General features: G+C 53.5%; 14 protein-coding genes. 6 read left to right on the forward strand and 8 right to left on the reverse strand.

Features of this window, described 5'->3' with window-relative positions:
• Positions 1-210: 210 nt before the first annotated feature.
• The 6 genes from EO763_RS00475 to EO763_RS00500 all read left to right on the forward strand — a co-directional run bounded on the left by EO763_RS00475 (position 211) and on the right by EO763_RS00500 (position 6,473).
• Complete coding sequence (locus EO763_RS00475) at positions 211-1,323, forward strand: branched-chain amino acid ABC transporter substrate-binding protein (RefSeq protein WP_044204169.1); 1,113 nt, start codon at positions 211-213, stop codon at positions 1,321-1,323.
• A gap of 159 nt (positions 1,324-1,482) precedes the next feature.
• Positions 1,483-2,409 carry a high-affinity branched-chain amino acid ABC transporter permease LivH gene (gene livH / locus EO763_RS00480; protein WP_039275912.1) on the forward strand — a complete coding sequence of 309 codons (927 nt, stop codon included), beginning with the start codon at positions 1,483-1,485 and terminating at the stop codon, positions 2,407-2,409.
• Positions 2,406-3,680 (forward strand): high-affinity branched-chain amino acid ABC transporter permease LivM, encoded by a 1,275-nt coding sequence (locus tag EO763_RS00485; RefSeq protein ID WP_161527754.1) that lies wholly within the window; start codon positions 2,406-2,408, stop codon positions 3,678-3,680. Before livH ends, EO763_RS00485 begins: the two co-directional genes overlap by 4 nt.
• Positions 3,677-4,447, forward strand: a complete 771-nt coding sequence (livG, locus tag EO763_RS00490; RefSeq protein WP_095700963.1) for a high-affinity branched-chain amino acid ABC transporter ATP-binding protein LivG — start codon at positions 3,677-3,679, stop codon at positions 4,445-4,447. The genes EO763_RS00485 and livG overlap by 4 nt, the downstream gene beginning before the upstream one ends.
• A gap of 5 nt (positions 4,448-4,452) precedes the next feature.
• Positions 4,453-5,154, forward strand: coding sequence for a high-affinity branched-chain amino acid ABC transporter ATP-binding protein LivF (gene livF / locus EO763_RS00495; RefSeq protein WP_039363470.1), 702 nt, complete (start codon positions 4,453-4,455; stop codon positions 5,152-5,154).
• Positions 5,155-5,282: 128 nt separating this feature from the next.
• Positions 5,283-6,473 carry an aminotransferase-like domain-containing protein gene (locus EO763_RS00500; protein WP_161527755.1) on the forward strand — a complete coding sequence of 397 codons (1,191 nt, stop codon included), beginning with the start codon at positions 5,283-5,285 and terminating at the stop codon, positions 6,471-6,473.
• A gap of 89 nt (positions 6,474-6,562) precedes the next feature.
• Here the strand turns inward: EO763_RS00500 and EO763_RS00505 are convergent, their stop codons facing one another.
• The 8 genes from EO763_RS00505 to ltnD form a co-directional block, all read right to left on the reverse strand.
• Positions 6,563-8,218, reverse strand: coding sequence for a methyl-accepting chemotaxis protein (locus EO763_RS00505; protein WP_161527756.1), 1,656 nt, complete (start codon positions 8,216-8,218; stop codon positions 6,563-6,565).
• 885 nt (positions 8,219-9,103) lie between these two features.
• Positions 9,104-10,774, reverse strand: a complete 1,671-nt coding sequence (locus EO763_RS00510; RefSeq protein WP_161527757.1) for a methyl-accepting chemotaxis protein — start codon at positions 10,772-10,774, stop codon at positions 9,104-9,106.
• Positions 10,775-11,254: 480 nt separating this feature from the next.
• Positions 11,255-12,934, reverse strand: a complete 1,680-nt coding sequence (locus EO763_RS00515) for a methyl-accepting chemotaxis protein (RefSeq protein WP_161527758.1) — start codon at positions 12,932-12,934, stop codon at positions 11,255-11,257.
• A 285-nt stretch (positions 12,935-13,219) separates the two neighbouring features.
• Positions 13,220-14,578 carry a GntP family transporter gene (locus EO763_RS00520; protein WP_161527759.1) on the reverse strand — a complete coding sequence of 453 codons (1,359 nt, stop codon included), beginning with the start codon at positions 14,576-14,578 and terminating at the stop codon, positions 13,220-13,222.
• Between the two features lie 178 nt (positions 14,579-14,756).
• Positions 14,757-15,539 (reverse strand): 2-oxo-tetronate isomerase, encoded by a 783-nt coding sequence (gene otnI / locus EO763_RS00525; RefSeq protein ID WP_039491933.1) that lies wholly within the window; start codon positions 15,537-15,539, stop codon positions 14,757-14,759.
• An 18-nt stretch (positions 15,540-15,557) separates the two neighbouring features.
• A complete protein-coding gene (gene otnC, locus EO763_RS00530; protein WP_161527760.1) occupies positions 15,558-16,214 on the reverse strand; it encodes a 3-oxo-tetronate 4-phosphate decarboxylase in 657 nt (218 codons plus the stop codon).
• Positions 16,211-17,485 carry a 3-oxo-tetronate kinase gene (gene otnK / locus EO763_RS00535; protein WP_161527761.1) on the reverse strand — a complete coding sequence of 425 codons (1,275 nt, stop codon included), beginning with the start codon at positions 17,483-17,485 and terminating at the stop codon, positions 16,211-16,213. Before otnK ends, otnC begins: the two co-directional genes overlap by 4 nt.
• Positions 17,482-18,396 carry an L-threonate dehydrogenase gene (ltnD, locus tag EO763_RS00540; RefSeq protein WP_014917036.1) on the reverse strand — a complete coding sequence of 305 codons (915 nt, stop codon included), beginning with the start codon at positions 18,394-18,396 and terminating at the stop codon, positions 17,482-17,484. The genes otnK and ltnD overlap by 4 nt, the downstream gene beginning before the upstream one ends.
• Positions 18,397-18,705 lie beyond the last annotated feature (309 nt).

Raw genomic sequence — 18,705 nt, forward strand, 5'->3', positions numbered from 1 at the left:
GCATTTTGTGCTGTTTGCTCCGCTTGTTTCTGACAATGTGAGTTGATTTGCAGCATAATATTCCTGTTTAATAATATGAAAAATAAAGCCTTATTAGAAATCATTACTAATAATAACCTAAGCCTTTCTTACTTATAAGAAAATAGCTGGTTATGGCAGAAGGCGGTCAGGTTTTCGGCAATATCCATAATGACAGATGGGGTAAAAAGAATGAAATTCAGTAAAGGTAAAGTATTGCTGATGGGTTGTATGGCTGCGGCGTTGAGTCACGCGGTCAGCGCTGCCGATATTAAGGTTGCCGTTGTGGGTGCCATGTCTGGCCCCGTTGCACAGTATGGCGATATGGAGTTCATTGGCGCACGTCAGGCCATTGAAGACATTAACGCAAAAGGCGGCGTAAACGGTAACAAGCTGGTTGGTGTTGAATATGATGACGCGTGCGACCCTAAGCAGGCGGTTGCCGTCGCGAACAAAGTCATCAATGACGGTATCCGTTATGTAATTGGCCATCTGTGTTCCTCCTCCACGCAACCTGCGTCTGATATCTATGAAGAAGAAGGCGTGATCATGATTACGCCTGCGGCAACCAACGCCGACTTAACTACGCGCGGCTACAAAATGGTGCTGCGCACGACGGGGCTGGATTCCGATCAGGGGCCAACCTCAGCAAAATACATTGTCGAAACCCTCAAACCGCAGCGTATCGCCGTGGTTCATGACAAACAGCAATATGGTGAAGGCCTGGCCCGCTCTGTTCAGGATAGCCTGAAAAAAGCCGGTGCGAATGTTGTGCTGTTTGAAGGTGTGACGGCGGGTGATAAAGATTTCTCCACGCTGGTTGCGCGTCTGAAGAAAGAGAACGTCGATTTCGTCTATTTCGGCGGCTACTACCCAGAAATGGGGCAGATTCTGCGCCAGGCGCGTCAGGCTGGCATGACCACCAAATTCATGGGCCCAGAAGGCGTGGGTAACTCGTCGCTGTCCAACATCGCAGGCGATGCGTCTGAAGGTATGCTGGTGACGCTGCCGAAGCGTTACGATCAGGTTCCTGCTAACCAACCGATTGTCGATGCGCTGAAAGCCAAGAAGCTGGATCCAACCGGTCCGTTTGTCTGGACGACCTATGCCGCGCTGCAATCGCTGACCACCGCGATGACACGTACGGGTAGCGATGCACCGGAAAAACTGGCCGCGGATCTGAAAGCGAACTCCGTGGATACCGTAATGGGACCATTAAGCTGGGATGCAAAAGGCGACCTGAAAGGGTTTGAATTTGGCGTATTTGAGTGGCACAAAGACGGTACGTCCAGCGCAGTGAAATAATCATCACGCTGGGAGGCGAGTAACGGATGAAGATGCCGTTGTCTGCCTCCCAGCGTGAAGAGTATTCTCCGCCCGCAGAGTGTGTACCAATAATAATCCCTCAATACCGAAGCCCCCCTGTGCCGCAAGGCGCGGGGGGCAGCATTTAAGGTTTAAGGTATGTCCGAGCAGTTCCTTTACTTTTTTCAGCAGATGTTCAACGGCCTGACGTTGGGCAGCACCTATGCGCTGATCGCCATTGGCTACACCATGGTTTACGGTATTATCGGCATGATTAACTTCGCACACGGCGAAGTGTATATGATCGGTAGCTACGTCTCCTTTATTGTGATTGCGGCCCTGATGATGATGGGTATCGATGCTGGCTGGCTCCTGATTGGTGCCGCTTTCATTGCCGCTGTGGTCATTTCCAGCGCCTACGGCTGGAGTATCGAACGGGTGGCTTACCGACCTGTTCGAACGTCAAAGCGTCTGATTGCGCTGATTTCTGCCATCGGGATGTCAATTTTCCTGCAAAACTACGTCAGCCTGAATCAGGGCTCGCGTGATGTTGCGCTGCCGAGTCTAGTGACCGGCCAGTGGGTGCTGGGCGAAAGCAATGGCTTTGCCGCCACCATTAGCACCATGCAGTTGACCATCTGGATTGTGACGTTCCTCGCCATGCTGGCACTGACGCTATTTATTCGCTATTCCCGTATGGGGCGCGCCTGCCGCGCCTGTGCGGAAGACCTGAAAATGGCTAGCCTGTTAGGGATTAGCACCGATCGCGTGATCTCCCTGACTTTCGTCATTGGTGCGCTCATGGCCGCCGTTGCAGGCGTGCTGCTGGGGCAATTCTACGGCGTTATCAACCCCTATATCGGCTTTATGGCTGGGATGAAAGCCTTTACGGCGGCGGTACTGGGCGGAATCGGCAGTATTCCTGGTGCGATGATCGGTGGGCTGATTCTGGGCGTAGCCGAAGCGCTGACGTCTGCTTACCTGAGCACGGAATACAAAGATGCGGTGTCGTTTGCGCTGCTGATTGTAGTGCTGTTGGTGATGCCAACCGGTATTCTGGGTCGCCCGGAGGTTGAGAAAGTATGAAACAGCTCAACCTGTTTAATGCGTTGGTTTCCGCGTTCATGCTGCTGGTGTTGGCCTCGTTCTTAATGGGCATGCAACTGGCGCTGGATGGCACCAAATTGGTGGTGCGCGGTGCCGATGAAGTGCGCTGGTATTGGATTGGTGCGGGCTGCATCGTGGTGTTCTTCTTCCAGTTGATCCGCCCGTTCTTCCAGCAAAGCATCAAGAAATTTTCCGCCCCGTCACTGGTGCTGCCGAGCTTTGATGGCAGTACGCCACGGCAGAAGATAGTAGCGGCGGCGTTGATTATCGCGGCTATCGCCTGGCCGTTTCTGGTATCGCGCGGTTCGGTGGATATCGCCACGCTCACGCTGATTTACGTGATGCTGGGTCTGGGGTTGAACGTTGTGGTTGGCCTGTCCGGTCTGCTGGTATTGGGCTATGGCGGGTTTTATGCCATTGGTGCGTATACCTATGCGTTGCTGAATCACTATTACGGCTTGGGCTTCTGGGAAAGTCTGCCGCTGGCAGGAATGGTAGCGGCGCTGTCCGGCTTCCTGCTGGGGTTCCCTGTGCTGCGTTTGCGCGGTGACTATCTGGCGATTGTGACGCTCGGATTCGGCGAGATTGTTCGTATCCTGTTGCTGAATAATACCGAAATTACCGGTGGGCCGAACGGTATCAGCCAGATCCCTAAACCGACCTTCTTTGGTCTGGAATTCGGCCGCAGTGCGCGCGATGGCGGCTGGGATACGTTCCACAATTTCTTCGGTCTGCAATATGACCCCAGCGATCGCGTCATCTTCCTGTATCTGGTCGCGCTGCTGCTGGTCGTGTTAACCCTGTTTGTGATTAACCGCCTGCTGCGTATGCCGTTAGGGCGTGCCTGGGAAGCGCTGCGCGATGATGAAATCGCCTGTCGTTCTCTGGGGCTGAGCCCAACGCGCATCAAGCTGACTGCTTTCACCATCAGCGCCGCGTTCGCCGGTTTTGCCGGTACGCTGTTTGCCGCGCGTCAGGGCTTCGTCAGCCCAGAGTCATTCACGTTCGCTGAATCTGCCTTTGTGCTGGCCATCGTTGTACTGGGTGGAATGGGCTCGCAGTTTGCGGTCATTCTTGCTGCAATCTTGCTGGTCGTGTCCCGCGAACTGATGCGCGATCTGAATGAATACAGCATGCTGTTGCTGGGGGCGTTGATGGTTCTGATGATGATTTGGCGTCCGCAAGGCCTGCTGCCGATGAAGCGTCCTGAGATGAAGTTGAAAGTCGCGAAGAAGGAAGAGCAAGCATGAGCACGCAGCCACTCTTATCAGTCAGAGGTCTGATGATGCGTTTTGGCGGCCTGCTGGCAGTCAACAACGTTGAAATGGACATTCATGCTGGCGAAATCGTCTCGCTGATCGGCCCGAACGGGGCGGGGAAAACCACGGTCTTTAACTGCCTGACCGGTTTTTATCGCCCAAGCGGCGGCACTATCATGTTGCGCGATCGTCATCTGGAAGGGTTACCCGGACAGGCGATTGCCCGAATGGGCGTGGTGCGCACATTCCAGCACGTTCGCCTGTTCCGTGAAATGACGGTGATCGAGAACCTGCTGGTGGCACAGCATCAGCACCTGAAAAGCGGCGTATTTGCCGGGCTGTTGAAAACGCCGGGCTTTCGTCGTGCGGAAGCCGATGCGCAAGAGCGCGCAGCGGTGTGGCTGGAGCGTATCGGCCTGCTGGAGTTAGCGAACCGTCAGGCGGGGAATCTGTCTTACGGCCAGCAACGCCGTCTGGAAATCGCCCGCTGCATGGTGACGCGGCCTGAGCTGCTGATGCTGGATGAGCCTGCGGCCGGCCTGAACCCGAAAGAAACTGACGAGTTAAATCAGCTGATTGCGGAACTGCGCGATAGCCATCAGGTGTCCGTGTTGTTGATTGAACATGATATGAAACTGGTGATGGGAATTTCCGACCGGATTTATGTCGTCAATCAGGGAACGCCGCTGGCACAAGGCACCCCAGCTGAAATTCGTAACAACCCGGATGTCATCCGTGCGTATCTGGGTGAAGGATAACGTTTATGCTGTCATTACATCAGGTTTCGACCCACTACGGAAAAATTCAGGCGCTGCATCAGGTGAGCCTGCATATTAATCAGGGCGAGATTGTTACGCTGATCGGCGCGAACGGTGCCGGTAAAACCACACTGCTGGGCACGCTGTGCGGCGATCCGCGCGCGACGGAAGGCACCATCACGTTTGATGGCAAGGACATCACGAACTGGCAGACCGCGCAGATTATGCGTGAAGCTATCGCGATTGTGCCGGAAGGGCGTCGTGTCTTTTCCCGTATGACGGTAGAAGAGAATCTGGCGATGGGTGGTTTTTTTGCCGAGCGCGATCAGTATCAGGAACGCATTGCGCGCGTCTACGATCTGTTCCCGCGTCTGTATGAACGCCGCGCCCAGCGTTCCGGCACGATGTCCGGCGGTGAACAGCAGATGCTGGCGATTGGCCGTGCGCTGATGAGCCAGCCGCGTTTACTGCTGCTGGACGAGCCATCGCTGGGTCTGGCACCGATCATCATCCTGCAAATTTTCGACACGATCCAGCAACTGCGCGAAGAGGGCATGACCATCTTCCTGGTAGAGCAAAACGCCAATCAGGCGCTGAAACTGGCAGACCGGGGTTATGTACTTGAAAACGGCCATGTCGTGTTGGAAGATACCGGTGCGGCATTGTTAGCTAATGAAGCGGTACGTTCGGCCTATCTGGGCGGATAATTGTAGAGTAGATCTACCCTAAATCGTTCGAGCTGCGGAACGCCAATGCGCATGCAGCTTGAAGGATGACAGGGGGAATCGTTATCGGGCCGGTTTACCGGCCTGTTTCGTAGAAGGGTTAAGAAGAGATGGCCATTGAAGGGTTGTTAGCGCACCGCATCGCTCAGTTAAAAAGTTCTGCCATCCGTGAACTGCTGAAACACAGCAAGATGGAAAATATTATCTCGCTGGCTGGCGGGATTCCGTCAGAGGCATTATTTGATTTCGAAGGGCTAAGTCAGGCCACGCAGTTAGCGATTACCGAGCAGCCGAAAACGGCATTCCAGTATGGTTTAACCGAGGGCAGCGGCGTGTTGCGCGATCGCATTGCCGAACTGTGCGCCGTACGCGGTGTAAAAACGCGCGGTGACGATATCGTCGTGACGGCTGGTTCACAGCAGGCGCTGGACCTGATCATGCGTGCGATGGTCGATCCGGGCGACGTGTTTGTCGTTGAACGCCCGACTTATCTGGCGGCGCTGCAAACGCTGGAACTGGCGCAGGCGCAGGTGATGTCGGTGTCATCCGATGCCGACGGCATGGTCGTTGAGGAGCTGGAAGAGCTGTTGAAGAAACAGCGTATCAAAGGCGTTTATATCGTTCCGAACTTCGGTAACCCGAGCGGCGTTACGCTGAGCTATGAACGTCGCCTGAAATTGATTCAACTGGCGGAGCGCTACGGTTTTGTCATTATCGAAGACGATCCCTATGGCGAGTTACGCTTCACCGAAGAGCGCAACCCGACGCTGTTCCAACTGGCGCAGGAACAACTGGGTAGCACGGAATACGTGCTGTATACCTCTACATTCTCGAAAGTGCTGGCACCGGGGCTGCGTCTCGGCTGGGCGATTCTGCCAGAGTGGCTGTTGCACAAAGTCGCGATTATCAAACAGGCTGCTGACCTGCATGCCAGCGCGCTGTCACAGACCGTCGCGGAATGCTATCTGGGGTTGGGACGTCTGGATACGCAGATCGAAAAAATTCGCCACGCCTATAAGCACAAAGGCGAACTGCTGGCACAGCTGGTCGAGAAGGAACTGGGTGATGTGATCACCTTTAACCAGCCGAAGGGCGGGATGTTCCTATGGGCGAAGTTCCGTCAGGACGATTTCAACACGACGGAATGGCTGAAGAAGACGCTGGAGCAGGGCGTTGTCTTCGTGCCGGGCGAGTTCTTCTTCTCAGACAATATCGATTACTCAACGCTGCGTCTGTCCTTTGCGACAGCAACGGATGAGCAAATGCATGAAGCGGTGGCACGCCTGCGTCGGGCACTGTAATCGCCGATAATGGGTAATCTGTGAATGCAAAAAACCGCTGAAATGTCAGCGGTTTTTCTTTTCTAGCGTCGCGTTAATCGATCGTGTGTTTAAAAGGTTTCCCAGTTTGTGTGACTCGAATTACCGGCCAGCGCCAGTTTGGGTTTGGACAGCGTTGCCACTGGTGGTGCGGCACGCTGTGGCTGGATACCGTCGATTTTGAACACGGCCATTAATTCCAGCAGCGTTCTGGCTTGCTCACTCAGGCTGTCGGCAGCGGAGGCTGATTCTTCAACCAGCGCGGCGTTCTGTTGGGTCACCTGATCGAGCTGATTGACCGCATCATTGACCTGAGCAACGCCCTGTTCCTGTTCGTGTGTTGTCAGGCCAATTTCACTGAGCAGGTTGGCAACATGCTGAGATTTCTCGACAATGTCTTTGATGGTGATACCCGCATCGTTAACCAGCTTCTCACCCATTTCCACGTTAGCCACGCTTACGCTAATCAGATCTTTGATTTCACGCGCGGCGGAAGCAGAACGCTGTGCCAGAGAGCGCACTTCACCCGCGACCACGGCGAAGCCACGGCCTTGTTCACCGGCTCTGGCCGCTTCAACGGCAGCATTGAGCGCCAGGATGTTGGTCTGGAAAGCAATACTGTCGATGACGCCGATAATATCGCCGATCTTACGTGAGCTGGCGGTGATATCTTCCATCGTACGCACAACGTTATTGACTGCATCGCCGCCTTTTTGCGCCGTGGTGCTGGCGGAGTGGGCCAGTTCTGTGGCGGTGCGCACGGTCGCAGCGTTCTGCTTCACCGTGGTATTCATTTGTTCCATTGAGGCGGCGGTTTCCTGAAGATTCGCGGCCTGCTCTTCCGTGCGTTGGCTCAGATCGGTATTGCCCATCGCAATCTGCGTTGCGCCCGTAGCGATAGATTCGCTGCTCTGATGCACCTGACCGACGAGGTTGCTCAGGTTTTGACGCATATCTTCCATCGCGGCCAGCACGCTGGTGGTATCGCCATCACGCAGTTCAATCGCAACAGCCAGATTCCCTTGTGCAACCTGACGCGTGACTTCCAGCGTGTAGGCCGGTTCTCCCCCGAGTTGGCGTTTAATGGCTCGGGTAATCCACCATGAGATCATTGCGCCCAGCACGACAGAAAGCAAGGCGATGATGACCATCAGCGTACCTGCGCTAGTGGCATTCTTTAAAGACTGCTCGGCGATTTCAACCGTGAGCTTCTCTTGCCAGTTAACCATGTCATTCAGGGCCTGGAAGACGGCATCCTGCTTGACACGCACGTCTGTTAATAACAGATGTTGAGCCTCGTTGTTCTTGTTCGCCGTTACCAATGCGATGGCGTCTTTATAGCTACTGCTATAGGCTGGACGGACGCGCTCCAGTGCCGCAACCAGTTCCTGAGTATGTTGCTCGACGGCTGCGTCGTGTATTTTTGAGAGTAATGCGTTATTACGGGCGGTCATCTCCTCGATACGCGCTTTCTCTCCCTGTATTTGCTGGCTGTCTTCCAGCATCGTCAGGTTTCTGATGGCAATCGCGTTAGTGTTTATGTTGTCTTTAAATTCCTGCATCATCAGGAGGTTGGTGATGCGAACCTGCGACAACAGCTGGATGTTTTCTCCGAGCCTGTCTAACTGGATACGGCCAAATACCGCCACCAGAAATCCGATAGCGATGACCAGGGTAAAACCAGTCCCTAGCATTTTACCCAGGCTGCTATTTTTTATGAGATTCATTGTGTCCCTTATTATATGTTGAGAACGAATATGGTTGGTGCCGACGTGCTTTGAATGTGAAATAGGCGTTGCGAAAATGTATTTATTTTGCAAGTGCTATCACGTTGATACCTTAAAGATTCGAGTCGCAGAAAGATGAATAGATATGCGGCTTGAAGAATGACAGGTCTATCCTTTTCCGTAATTGTTGCCCGTTTCCCTTGGCTAATAAACCTATCCTAAGTTTACTTTTTCCTGTCACGCTCTCCGGTAAGTGGTCGTCGTGTCTGGTGCGATGGAACATAGACAAATAAGGGTAAATGGTGGCGCAGGAGTATAAAAGGTGGCGGTAAAAGCCGCAATATCTCTATGGATTAGGGAAAAAATAAACTGGAGTCGTGCTGTAATGCTAAATTGACAATCATGTTAATATATCCGTCATACTTCGAGTTGCATGTGCGTTGGCTGCGTTTACTCGCCCGAATCACTTACTTGAGTAAGCTCACCGGGACTCACTCGCTTGCCGCCTTCCTGAAACTCGAATTATTTAGGATATAAATGCTGTAGTTATTATTTTTTTGCTTATTTATTCAACGCTAAAAGATGTTTATTTTTCATTCATTCTTTTTTTCGAACGACATAATGTTTTTACCCTCATATATTTGATGTTTTTATCATCGAAAATTGCCACTCCTCGTTTTTTATTGGTTTTATTCCAGCGCGCTTAATATAAAACGCATTGCTGTTTTTTCTCCTTACTCATTGTTTTTCTCTATTGAAAAAATTTCACGTATTTCTTCGATGCGTGGCGAAAATGGGCTGAGTGGCAATGTGAGAGGTTCAGGCGATAAAGGGATAAAAAAACCGCTGAGCGATCAGCGGTTTTGGGTTTCTTTTGATTTTTTGTTAAAAGGTTTCCCAGTTTTGCTTATCGCTTCCCGCGCTGCTTTTAGGTCTGGCGAGAGCGAGAGTGGCGCTGGTAGGTCTTTTCAACGGTGTCGCCATGCGCTGTGACGACCCGCCCTCAACGGCGAAGGTCTTCATCAGCTCGACCAGATGGGCCGCTTGATCGCTCAGGCTATCGGCAGCGGAAGCAGATTGCTCAACAAGCGCGGCATTCTGCTGCGTCACCTTATCAAGCTGATTAACAGCATCATGAATCTGCGAGACGCCGGATTCTTGTTCCTGCGTGGTGACGCCAATTTCATTAATCAGGTCGGCAACGTTGCGCGCCTGGCGCACCAGTTCGTCTATTGTCGTTCCCGCATCGCTGACCAGTCTGGAACCTACCTCGACTTTCTCGACGCTGTGGCCGATCAGCTCTTTAATCTCTTTGGCCGCCGTTGCAGAACGCTGTGCCAGCGAACGAACCTCACCTGCCACCACGGCAAAGCCACGGCCTTGCTCACCTGCGCGTGCGGCTTCCACTGCGGCGTTAAGCGCCAGAATGTTGGTCTGGAAAGCGATGCCATCAATGACGCTAATGATGTCGCCAATTTTGTGCGAGCTGTCGGTAATTTCTTTCATGGTGATAACGATGTTGCCGACGGCTTCACCGCCTTTAGCGGCGGTATCGCTGGCAGCTTGCGCCAGTTGAGCGGCATTGCGCACCGTATCGGCATTCTGGCGCACGGTTTGGCTCATTTCTTCCGTGGAGGCTGCGGTTTGTTGCAGATTAGCCGCCTGCTCTTCCGTGCGCTGGCTGAGGTCAGTGCTGCCAGCGGCAATCTGGCTGGCGCCGGTTGCGATAGATTCGCTGCTCTCGCGCACTTGTTCAACAATGCTACTTAAGCTTTTGCGCATGTTATTCATCGCAAACAGCAAGCTGGTATTGTCGCCTGACGCCAGATCGACCGGTATCGCGAGATTACCTTGCGCGATTTCCTGTGTGACCTGTGTGGCATAGGCGGGTTCACCCCCCAGTTGCTTCTTGATGTGGCGGGTAATCAGCCAGGCGATGCCTGCACCGAACAAGGAGGCGATGACGGCCAGAACCAGCAGTGAATTGCCATCATAGTAGGACTCTTCAATGGCGTTGGTTGCCGTTTGCGTGGTGTAGTCTTTCTGCAACTGAATCATGGCGTTCAGGTTGTTAAAAAGCCGAGTTTGTATGGGTTCAAGCTGGGTTTTAACTAGCTCGATAGATTCAGCCTGCCTATTGCTGAGTGACAGTGCGACGGCCTGACGGCCTACTGTGGCAAACTCAGTACGATTTTGCTGAAGTTCCCCCAGAATATTGCGGACCTCGGTTGCCTGTAAGTTTTCTTCCAACTGCGCGACGAGCTTCGTGTTTTTGGCGCTCGTGGTTTCAATCAGTTTTTGGTTATCTTCCAGAACCTTTTGCTCGGTCGCGATAAGCATACGCAACGTGGCTTTGATCGTGACGTTAAGATTATCTTTCAATTCTTGTAGCACGATGAGATTGGCAAGATGGTGTTTGGCTAGCCTATCAGTGGTGTTACCGAGGCCAACCAGATGCATTCTGCCGAAAATGGCCACTAATAGGCCGATAACAATAACAATGGCAAAACCCGAACCGACCTGAGTACCCAGTTTCATTTTTCTTTTATTCTGCATGTTATCCTCATGACTTATTGACATTATTTATTGTTATTAAACGGATTTTCTTCTGCACGACGAGAGCAATGTACGACTGCGGTTTCTAAATCCTTCTGATGAATAACCAAGCAGTCCACTCTAGGATATCGGCATGACCAGCGAAAACATTGATTTTAATTGTCGGTATTGCCGTATGCGGATGAGGAAAAAACAGGAAACGTAGGGAATGGATGATGCTGGTGGTGAAGGAATGTGAACGTCAAAGTGGGGGATGCGCGATCCATCCCCCCGCGTATACTCGTCATACTTCAAGTTGCATGTGCGTTGGCAGCGTTCGTTACTCGGCTCATCCATGAGCCTCGCCCCGTTGGGGCCGCTGCAAGCAGCGTTCAAATCTGCTCCCGGCAGATTTGTCACCCGAATCACTTACTTGAGTAAGCTCATCGGGACTCGTTCTCTTGCCGCCTGCCTGAAACTCGAATTATTTAGAGTATAGAATTAGAACTGCTCCCAGTTTTGGCTATCGCTTCCCATGCTGCTTTTAGGATTGGCGAGAGAGAGTTTGGCGCTGTCAGGCCGTTTCAACGGCGGTGCAATACGCTGTGACGATCCGCCTTCAACGATGAACACTTTCATCAGTTCGACCAGACGGGCAGCCTGATCGCTCAGGCTATCGGCGGCGGAAGCGGATTGCTCAACGAGTGCGGCATTCTGCTGCGTGACCTGATCCAGTTGGTTAACGGCATCATGAATCTGTGAAACGCCGGATTCTTGTTCCTGCGTAGTGACGCCAATTTCGTTAATCAGATCGGCAACGTGGCGTGCCTGACGAACCAGCTCTTCAATCGTCGTTCCCGCATCGCTGACCAGCACGGAGCCAGCCTCGACTTTCTCTACGCTGTGGCCGATCAGTTCTTTGATCTCTTTAGCCGCGGTTGCAGAACGCTGTGCCAGTGAGCGAACCTCGCCTGCGACCACGGCAAAGCCTCGGCCCTGTTCGCCAGCCCGAGCGGCTTCCACCGCTGCGTTAAGCGCCAGAATGTTGGTCTGGAAAGCGATGCCGTCAATGACGCTGATGATGTCGCCAATTTTGTGCGAGCTGTCGGTAATTTCTTTCATGGTGACAACGATATTGCCGACGGCTTCACCGCCTTTAGCCGCGGTATTGCTGGCCGCTTGTGCCAACTGAGCGGCATTACGCACGGTGTCTGAGTTCTGGCGTACGGTTTGGCTCATCTCTTCCATTGAGGCGGCGGTTTGTTGCAGGTTGGCCGCCTGTTCTTCCGTGCGCTGGCTAAGGTCGGTGCTGCCAGCAGCGATCTGGCTGGCACCGGTAGCAATGGATTCACTGCTCTCACGCACCTGCTCAACAATGCTGCTCAGGCTTTTACGCATCCCGTTCATCGCGGCCAGCACACTGTGGTTATCACCGGGGCGCAGATTGACGGCTACTGCCAGATTTCCCTGCGCAACCGCCTGAGCGATCTGCGCGGCGTAAGCTACCTCGCCACCCAGCAACCCTTTGATGGTGCGGGTAATCAGTACGGAAACCAGAATACCGACGAGAACGGCAATCGCGGCGAAGAGGATCAGGGTGTTACCGTCTGAGCGTGCTTCCTGCATAGCGCTTGCCGTCATGTCCAGTGTCCGTTTTTTCTGAAATTCCCGCATGCTATCCAGTGCGGCAAAAACGGGTGCCTGCGTAACCTGCATTTCATTGACCATGATCTGCACGGCACGCGCTCTTTCTTCCGAGTTTTCGGACAGGCCAAGCTCAACCGCTTTATTTACGGCATCCCGGTAAGCCGGACGTGCCTGTGTCAGGCTATCCAGCGAGTCACGGGTTTCCGGTTCAGACAAATGCTCATACAGCTTAGCCAAGGTTTCGGTATTGAGAGCAATTCGCTGATCGATCAGGCGCTTTTCTTCCTGAATGCGGTTCCTGTCGTCTGTCAGCCCAATATTACGCACTGAACGTGCTACGGCATCAAAGCCGCTCTTGGCGTCCTGTATCAGGATAAGACTGGCCAGATTTTTTTCTGACAGTGATTCAATATCTTCGCCCAGGTCGACCAGATGAAAGCGCCCCAGAACGGCGACCATCAGACCGATGATGATGACAGAGGCGAAGCCAGTACCCAGCATGGTGCCAAGCTTCATTTTTGCTAGAAAATTCATAATGTTCCTTTATTATTTTCATCGGTGATGCAGGTCCTGCCTTGTGGGTTGGGCATCTTCTATTGCAGGTCAGGAATAAGGCGTACTTCTGATTACATCATGCATTGGCATGCAAACTTGTTTAGCGATGGTAGAGAAACGTGTGGTTCCTTACCCCATACATATTATAAAGACAGGGCGTCGATAGGCAGATGTGGAATATAAGAGTTAAAAGGGCGTATTTTCTGGCATAAGGAAAAAAACCGCTGATATTCAGCGGTTTTCTGTGGAGAGGTATTAAGACGTTTACAGCACCAGCCACAGCGCCCAAGTGAAGAGGAATCCAGCTAGCCCGAGGATAGTTGTCAGTACCGTCCAGGTGCGCAGGCCATCAGCGACGGACAGCCCCAGATACCGGGTGACGATCCAGAAACCGGAGTCATTGACGTGTGATAGACCTAGCCCACCAAAGCACGCAGAGAGCGTCACCAGCACGAGTTGCATCTGATTCAGGCCGCTGACGGCTTCGCTCAGCAGGCCGCAGGTGGTGAGAATAGCAACGGTGGCCGAGCCTTGCGAGGCACGTAGCGCCAGCGACAGAATAAATGCGGCAGGTACTAGTGGCAGGTGAATACTGGTCAACGTATCTGCCAGCGCTTTACCGATGCCAGACTCCACCAACACTTTACCGAACACGCCCCCCGCACCAGTCACCATAATGACCATCGCGGCGGCAGGCATGGCATCGCCCATCACTCCGCTGGCTTTTTCCAGCGACCAGCCGCGACGCAGGGCAATCAGCCAGAACGCTAATCCCAGTGCAATCAGCAGCGCGACGGCGGGAGAACCGACCAAGGACATCACGTTACGCACCGGGTGTCCGACGGGCAGAATGGTCGCAGACACGGTGCCGAGCATGATGATGGCGATAGGAATCGCGATTAACGCAGCGATCAGCCCAGCAGAAGGGGCTGATACGGGCGCTGTGTTCGGCGTGGTGTCTTCCGGTTTGGCCAACTGTAATTGCTCTAACACCTCGACGGAAAGTGCATATTTACGGCGGTTCATGGCTTTGGCAGCCCAGTAGCTGATGATGCCGACAGGAATCGATACCAGCAGGCCAATGATGGTTAGCCAGCCGATATCGGCATTCAACAAGCCAGCAGCGGCAACCGGGCCGGGGTGGGGCGGTAGCGCAACGTGCACGGTCAGCATGACGCCTGCGACGGGCAAACCGAATTTAATCGGAGAGACTTTTGCGACTTTCGCAAAGCCGTAAATAATCGGGGCGAGAATAATAAAGCCGACATCGAAAAAGACCGGAATACCCAAAATAAAGGCGGCGATGGTTAATGCTGCCACCATTAATCCCGGTCCCATTAATTGGGCAAAACGGTGCGCTAAGGATTCCGCGCCGCCGGACACTTCGATCATTCTGCCCAGCATGGCACCGAGGCCGATAATAATCGCCACCGAACCGAGAATACCGCCCATGCCGGAGGTAATCACCTTCATCACTTCGCCAGTCGGAATACCGGTTGCCAGGGCAACAAGCAAACTGACAACCAGCAGGGCAACAAAGGGCTGAATTTTAAATTTAATAACCATCAGCAGCAGGAGTAATACCCCGGCGATAGCGATGCAGAGTAAGAGCGAGGTGGCCATGTTCTTATCCTCATTGATCCAGTCTTTTCAATTCAGAGGCTGAAAAGGTGTTGGTTATTGTTTTATTTGAAAAAAAGGGTGACCTGACTCCCGCATTAAAATAATGCGGGAGTCTGACCTTTTCTCGTATCTTATGAATATATCTCTGGTGTTTATTTGTTATAAAAAGAGCAATAATTTATTTATTCAGATAGGGTTTAGCCCATCCCAACCCGTCTTCCGTTTTACCGCGTGGATTATATTCACAGCCAACCCAACCGGAATAATTCATGCGATCCAATTCGGCAAAGATGAACGGATAATTAATCTCCCCTTCATCGGGTTCATGTCGCGCAGGAACCGAAGCAATTTGAATATGTCCGATGCGGCCATCCAAATCGTGAATAATTTGCGTCAGGTTGCCATCGACAATTTGCGCGTGGAAGAAATCCAGCTGGATATAAACGTTCGGCCTGTCGATCAGATTGGCTAATTCCAGCGCCTGATACTGACTGGCGAACAGGTAATTCGGTTTCACCTTCGCGCTCAGCGCCTCAATCATTATATTGATGCCGTGCGGCGCAAACTTATCGGCGGCGTAGCGCAGGTTATCGATGAAAGTTTGCTGATAGGCCGCACGGTCTTCACCGGGCGGCACGACGCCCCCCATCACCAGCACCGAAGGGCAATTCAGCGCCAGCGCATATTCCAAGGCGTTATCGATATCCCGACGGGCATCTTCAATACGGTCGGGCAGGGCAGAGACGCCCCATTCGCCCGCCGCAATATTGCCGGGCGCGGTATTGAACAACACCTGCTTCAGACCATTTTCCCGCAGCTTTTCCGCCAGCAACGGTGCCGGATATTCATAAGGAAACAGGTACTCGACAGACGTGAAACCCGCATCGGCAGCGGCTTTAAAACGATCGAGAAACGGCACGTCAGTAAACAGCATAGAAAGATTGGCAGCAAACTTAGGCATAGTTAACTCCTCGGCTCATCAAGAGAGCTCGGCAATGTCGTCAGCGGTGAGGTAGCGAATTTTTCGATCACCGAGAATAAAAATCAGCTTGGCGGTTTCTTCCAGCTCTTCCATGTTGTCCGCCGCCGCACGCAGATCCTTACCGGTGACGACGGGGCCGTGATTAGCCAACAAGAACGCTTTATAGCGCGAGGCCAGCTTCGCCAGATCCTCACCGAGCCGCGCATCGCCGGGACGGTAATAAGGGACGACGGGCACTTTGCCGACGCGCATCACCACATAGGGCGTGAACGGCTTGATGGCATCTTGCGTATCGAGCCCTTCCAGACACGAGAGCGCCGTCAGATAGGTGCTGTGCAGGTGAACGATCGCTTTGCATTCGGGATCGTTACGGTAAATCGACAGGTGAAAACTGACTTCTTTCGACGGTTTATCCCCAGAGATCCACTCGCCGCTCATGCTGACTTTGGACAGCCGCTCGGCATCCAGTTCGCCGAGGCAGGAGCCGGTCGGCGTTGCCAGCAGCGTGCCGTCATCCAATAACAGTGAGAGGTTGCCTGCCGAACCGGTGGCGTAACCGCGCTGGAAAAAGGACGCGCCCAGCTTGACCATTTCCGCGCGTGCGTGTTGCTCGCGGTTCAGCGCTGCTTCAGTGCTGTGGTGTTTTTCACTCATGCGGCAAACTCCTTTTGGGCGCGGGCAAAAAAGTCTTCATCACCGAAATTGCCGGATTTCAACGCCAGAGAGAGTGGATGAGTGGTGGATCGCACCCACGGCACGCCGGGAGAAATAGACGGCCCGATATGGAATGCGTGGATGCCCAGCGTCTGTACCACGATGCTGGAGGTTTCACCGCCCGCGATGATGAAGCGCTGGAAACCGTCTTGCTGAAGCTGGCGGGCAACGGTGGCAAACAATTTTTCCACCGCCTGACTGCTGGCTTCCGCGCCCCAGCGCTGCTGAATTTGCGCCAGTTCATCGGGTGATGAAGTGGCGTACAGCAGCGGCGCGAGTGTGTCGTCACGGTGTGCCTTCACCCAGTCGGCCAGTTCCTGAACGTAGGCTTGCTGAGCGTCATTGCTTTCTAAGCAGCGCGCGACGTCAATCGCGCGACCCGCCGCCTGTTTCAGATAGTGGGCGACCTGCTTGTTGGTCATCACCGAACAGGAACCGGACAGCACAACGCCTGCGCCGGACTGCGGCTTGCCCGCCTCGGTGGCGGAACCGATTTGTGTCGCGGGTTCTGCCCACTGACGCGACAGCCCAATCGCCAGGCCGGAGCCACCGGTGACCAGCTTCATGTCGCGCAGTGCCTCGCCCTGCGTCAGAAGGTGCTGTTCGTTCAGCGTATCCAGCACCACATAGCGAACGCCCTGTTCTTTCAACTGCGCCAGCCGCTGTTTGACGGCCTCTGCCCCCTGATCCATCACGGCATACGGCACCAAACCGCAGCGCCCGGCAGCCTGCTGCTCCATGACGCGCATCAGGTTGCTGTCCGTCATTGGCGTGACGGGGTGGTGACGCATTCCAGATTCGGACAGCAGTTGATCCATCACGAACAGGTGACCCTGATAGACGGTTCTGCCGTTCACCGGCAGCGCTGGAGAAATGATGGTTTGCGTTTCGCCAAGCTGTTCCAACAGTGCATCGGTCACCGGACCGATGTTGCCTTTTGCGGTGCTGTCGAAGGTGGAACAATATTTAAAGTAGAACTGCTGGCAGCCCTGTTGTTGCAGCCACGCCAGCGCCTTGAGGGAATCCGCTACCGCCTGTTCCGTCGGGCAGGAGCGCGATTTCAGACTAATCACGACGGCCTGCGTCTCAACCTTAAAATCGGACGGCGGTACGCCGTTGAGCTGCACGGTCGGCAGCCCGTTGTTCACCAGAAAGCTGGCGATATCTGTGGCACCGGTAAAATCGTCGGCAATCACACCTAGCTTGATCATGGCGCCTCCTTCTTTTCCGGCAGCGTAATGCCGTTAAAAATCTTGATGACCGCGCTGTCGTCTTCTTTACCGAATCCGGCGTTGCTGGCGGCGGTAAACATGTTGAACGCGGTGGAGGCCAGCGGCAGCGGGAAATGGAGCGATTTAGCGGTGTCGGTGACCAGCCCCAGATCTTTGACGAAGATATCAACGGCGGATTTTGGCGTGTAGTCGCCGTCCACCACATGGCGCATGCGGTTTTCGAACATCCAGGAATTCCCGGCGGCGTTGGTCACCACGTCGTACATGATATCCAGCGGGATATCGGCGCGGGCGGCCAGCGCCATCGCTTCTGCACCAGCGGCGATGTGTACGCCGGCCAACAGCTGGTGGATGATTTTAACGGTCGCACCTAGCCCGATCTCTTCACCGATGCGGTAGACCTTGCCTGCGACGGCGTCGAGCACCGGTTTCAGTTTCTCAAAAGCCAGATCGGAGCCGGATGCCATTACCGTCATGTCGCCAGCAGCGGCTTTCACCGCACCGCCAGATACCGGTGCATCCAGCATGATGAGCTGATGCTCAGCCAGACGCTGCTCGATATTTTTGGCATCCTGCGCGGAGATTGTGGAGGACACCATGACTACGGTGCCGGGCTTGAGCTTCGCCGCAACCTGCGGCTCGCCAAACAGAATTCCATTCACCTGCGCGGCATTCACGACTAACAGCACGACGGCATCCAGCTTGTCAGCGAAGGCATCAATACGCGTGTCGGCCTGCGCCGCACCCGCCTGACGTAAGCGTTCCAGCGCCTGCGGATTGATATCGACACCGTATGTCGTTAGGCCAGCGTTGATGCAGGATGCCGCAGCGCCAAAACCCATGGAACCCAGACCGATAACGGCGACAGCATAATCAGAAGTCTTTTTCATCGTGGTTGCCTTGTTAAAATTAGTGATTTTTTGTTCTATGGTGTTAAATATAAGGACTATCAGAGCAAATTGTGGTGATTTTTATCACATAAATTAACATTTAAATCGTGATGATTCAGTGTAGCTGAACCCAGCCGGGAAGATGACTTCACTTATTATCTTTATATATCAGTCGATTATTTCTATTTTTTCAGTGAGTGATGAGAAAGGTTGTTATGTCTGGCGTGGTGTATAACGTGAATTTATGATAATTATCGTCATCAAACGGGGTGTTTCTCACAATATTTATCAGCCTCCATATTCATCAGA

Source organism: Pectobacterium odoriferum (genome assembly GCF_009931295.1).
GTDB classification, from domain to species: domain Bacteria; phylum Pseudomonadota; class Gammaproteobacteria; order Enterobacterales; family Enterobacteriaceae; genus Pectobacterium; species Pectobacterium odoriferum.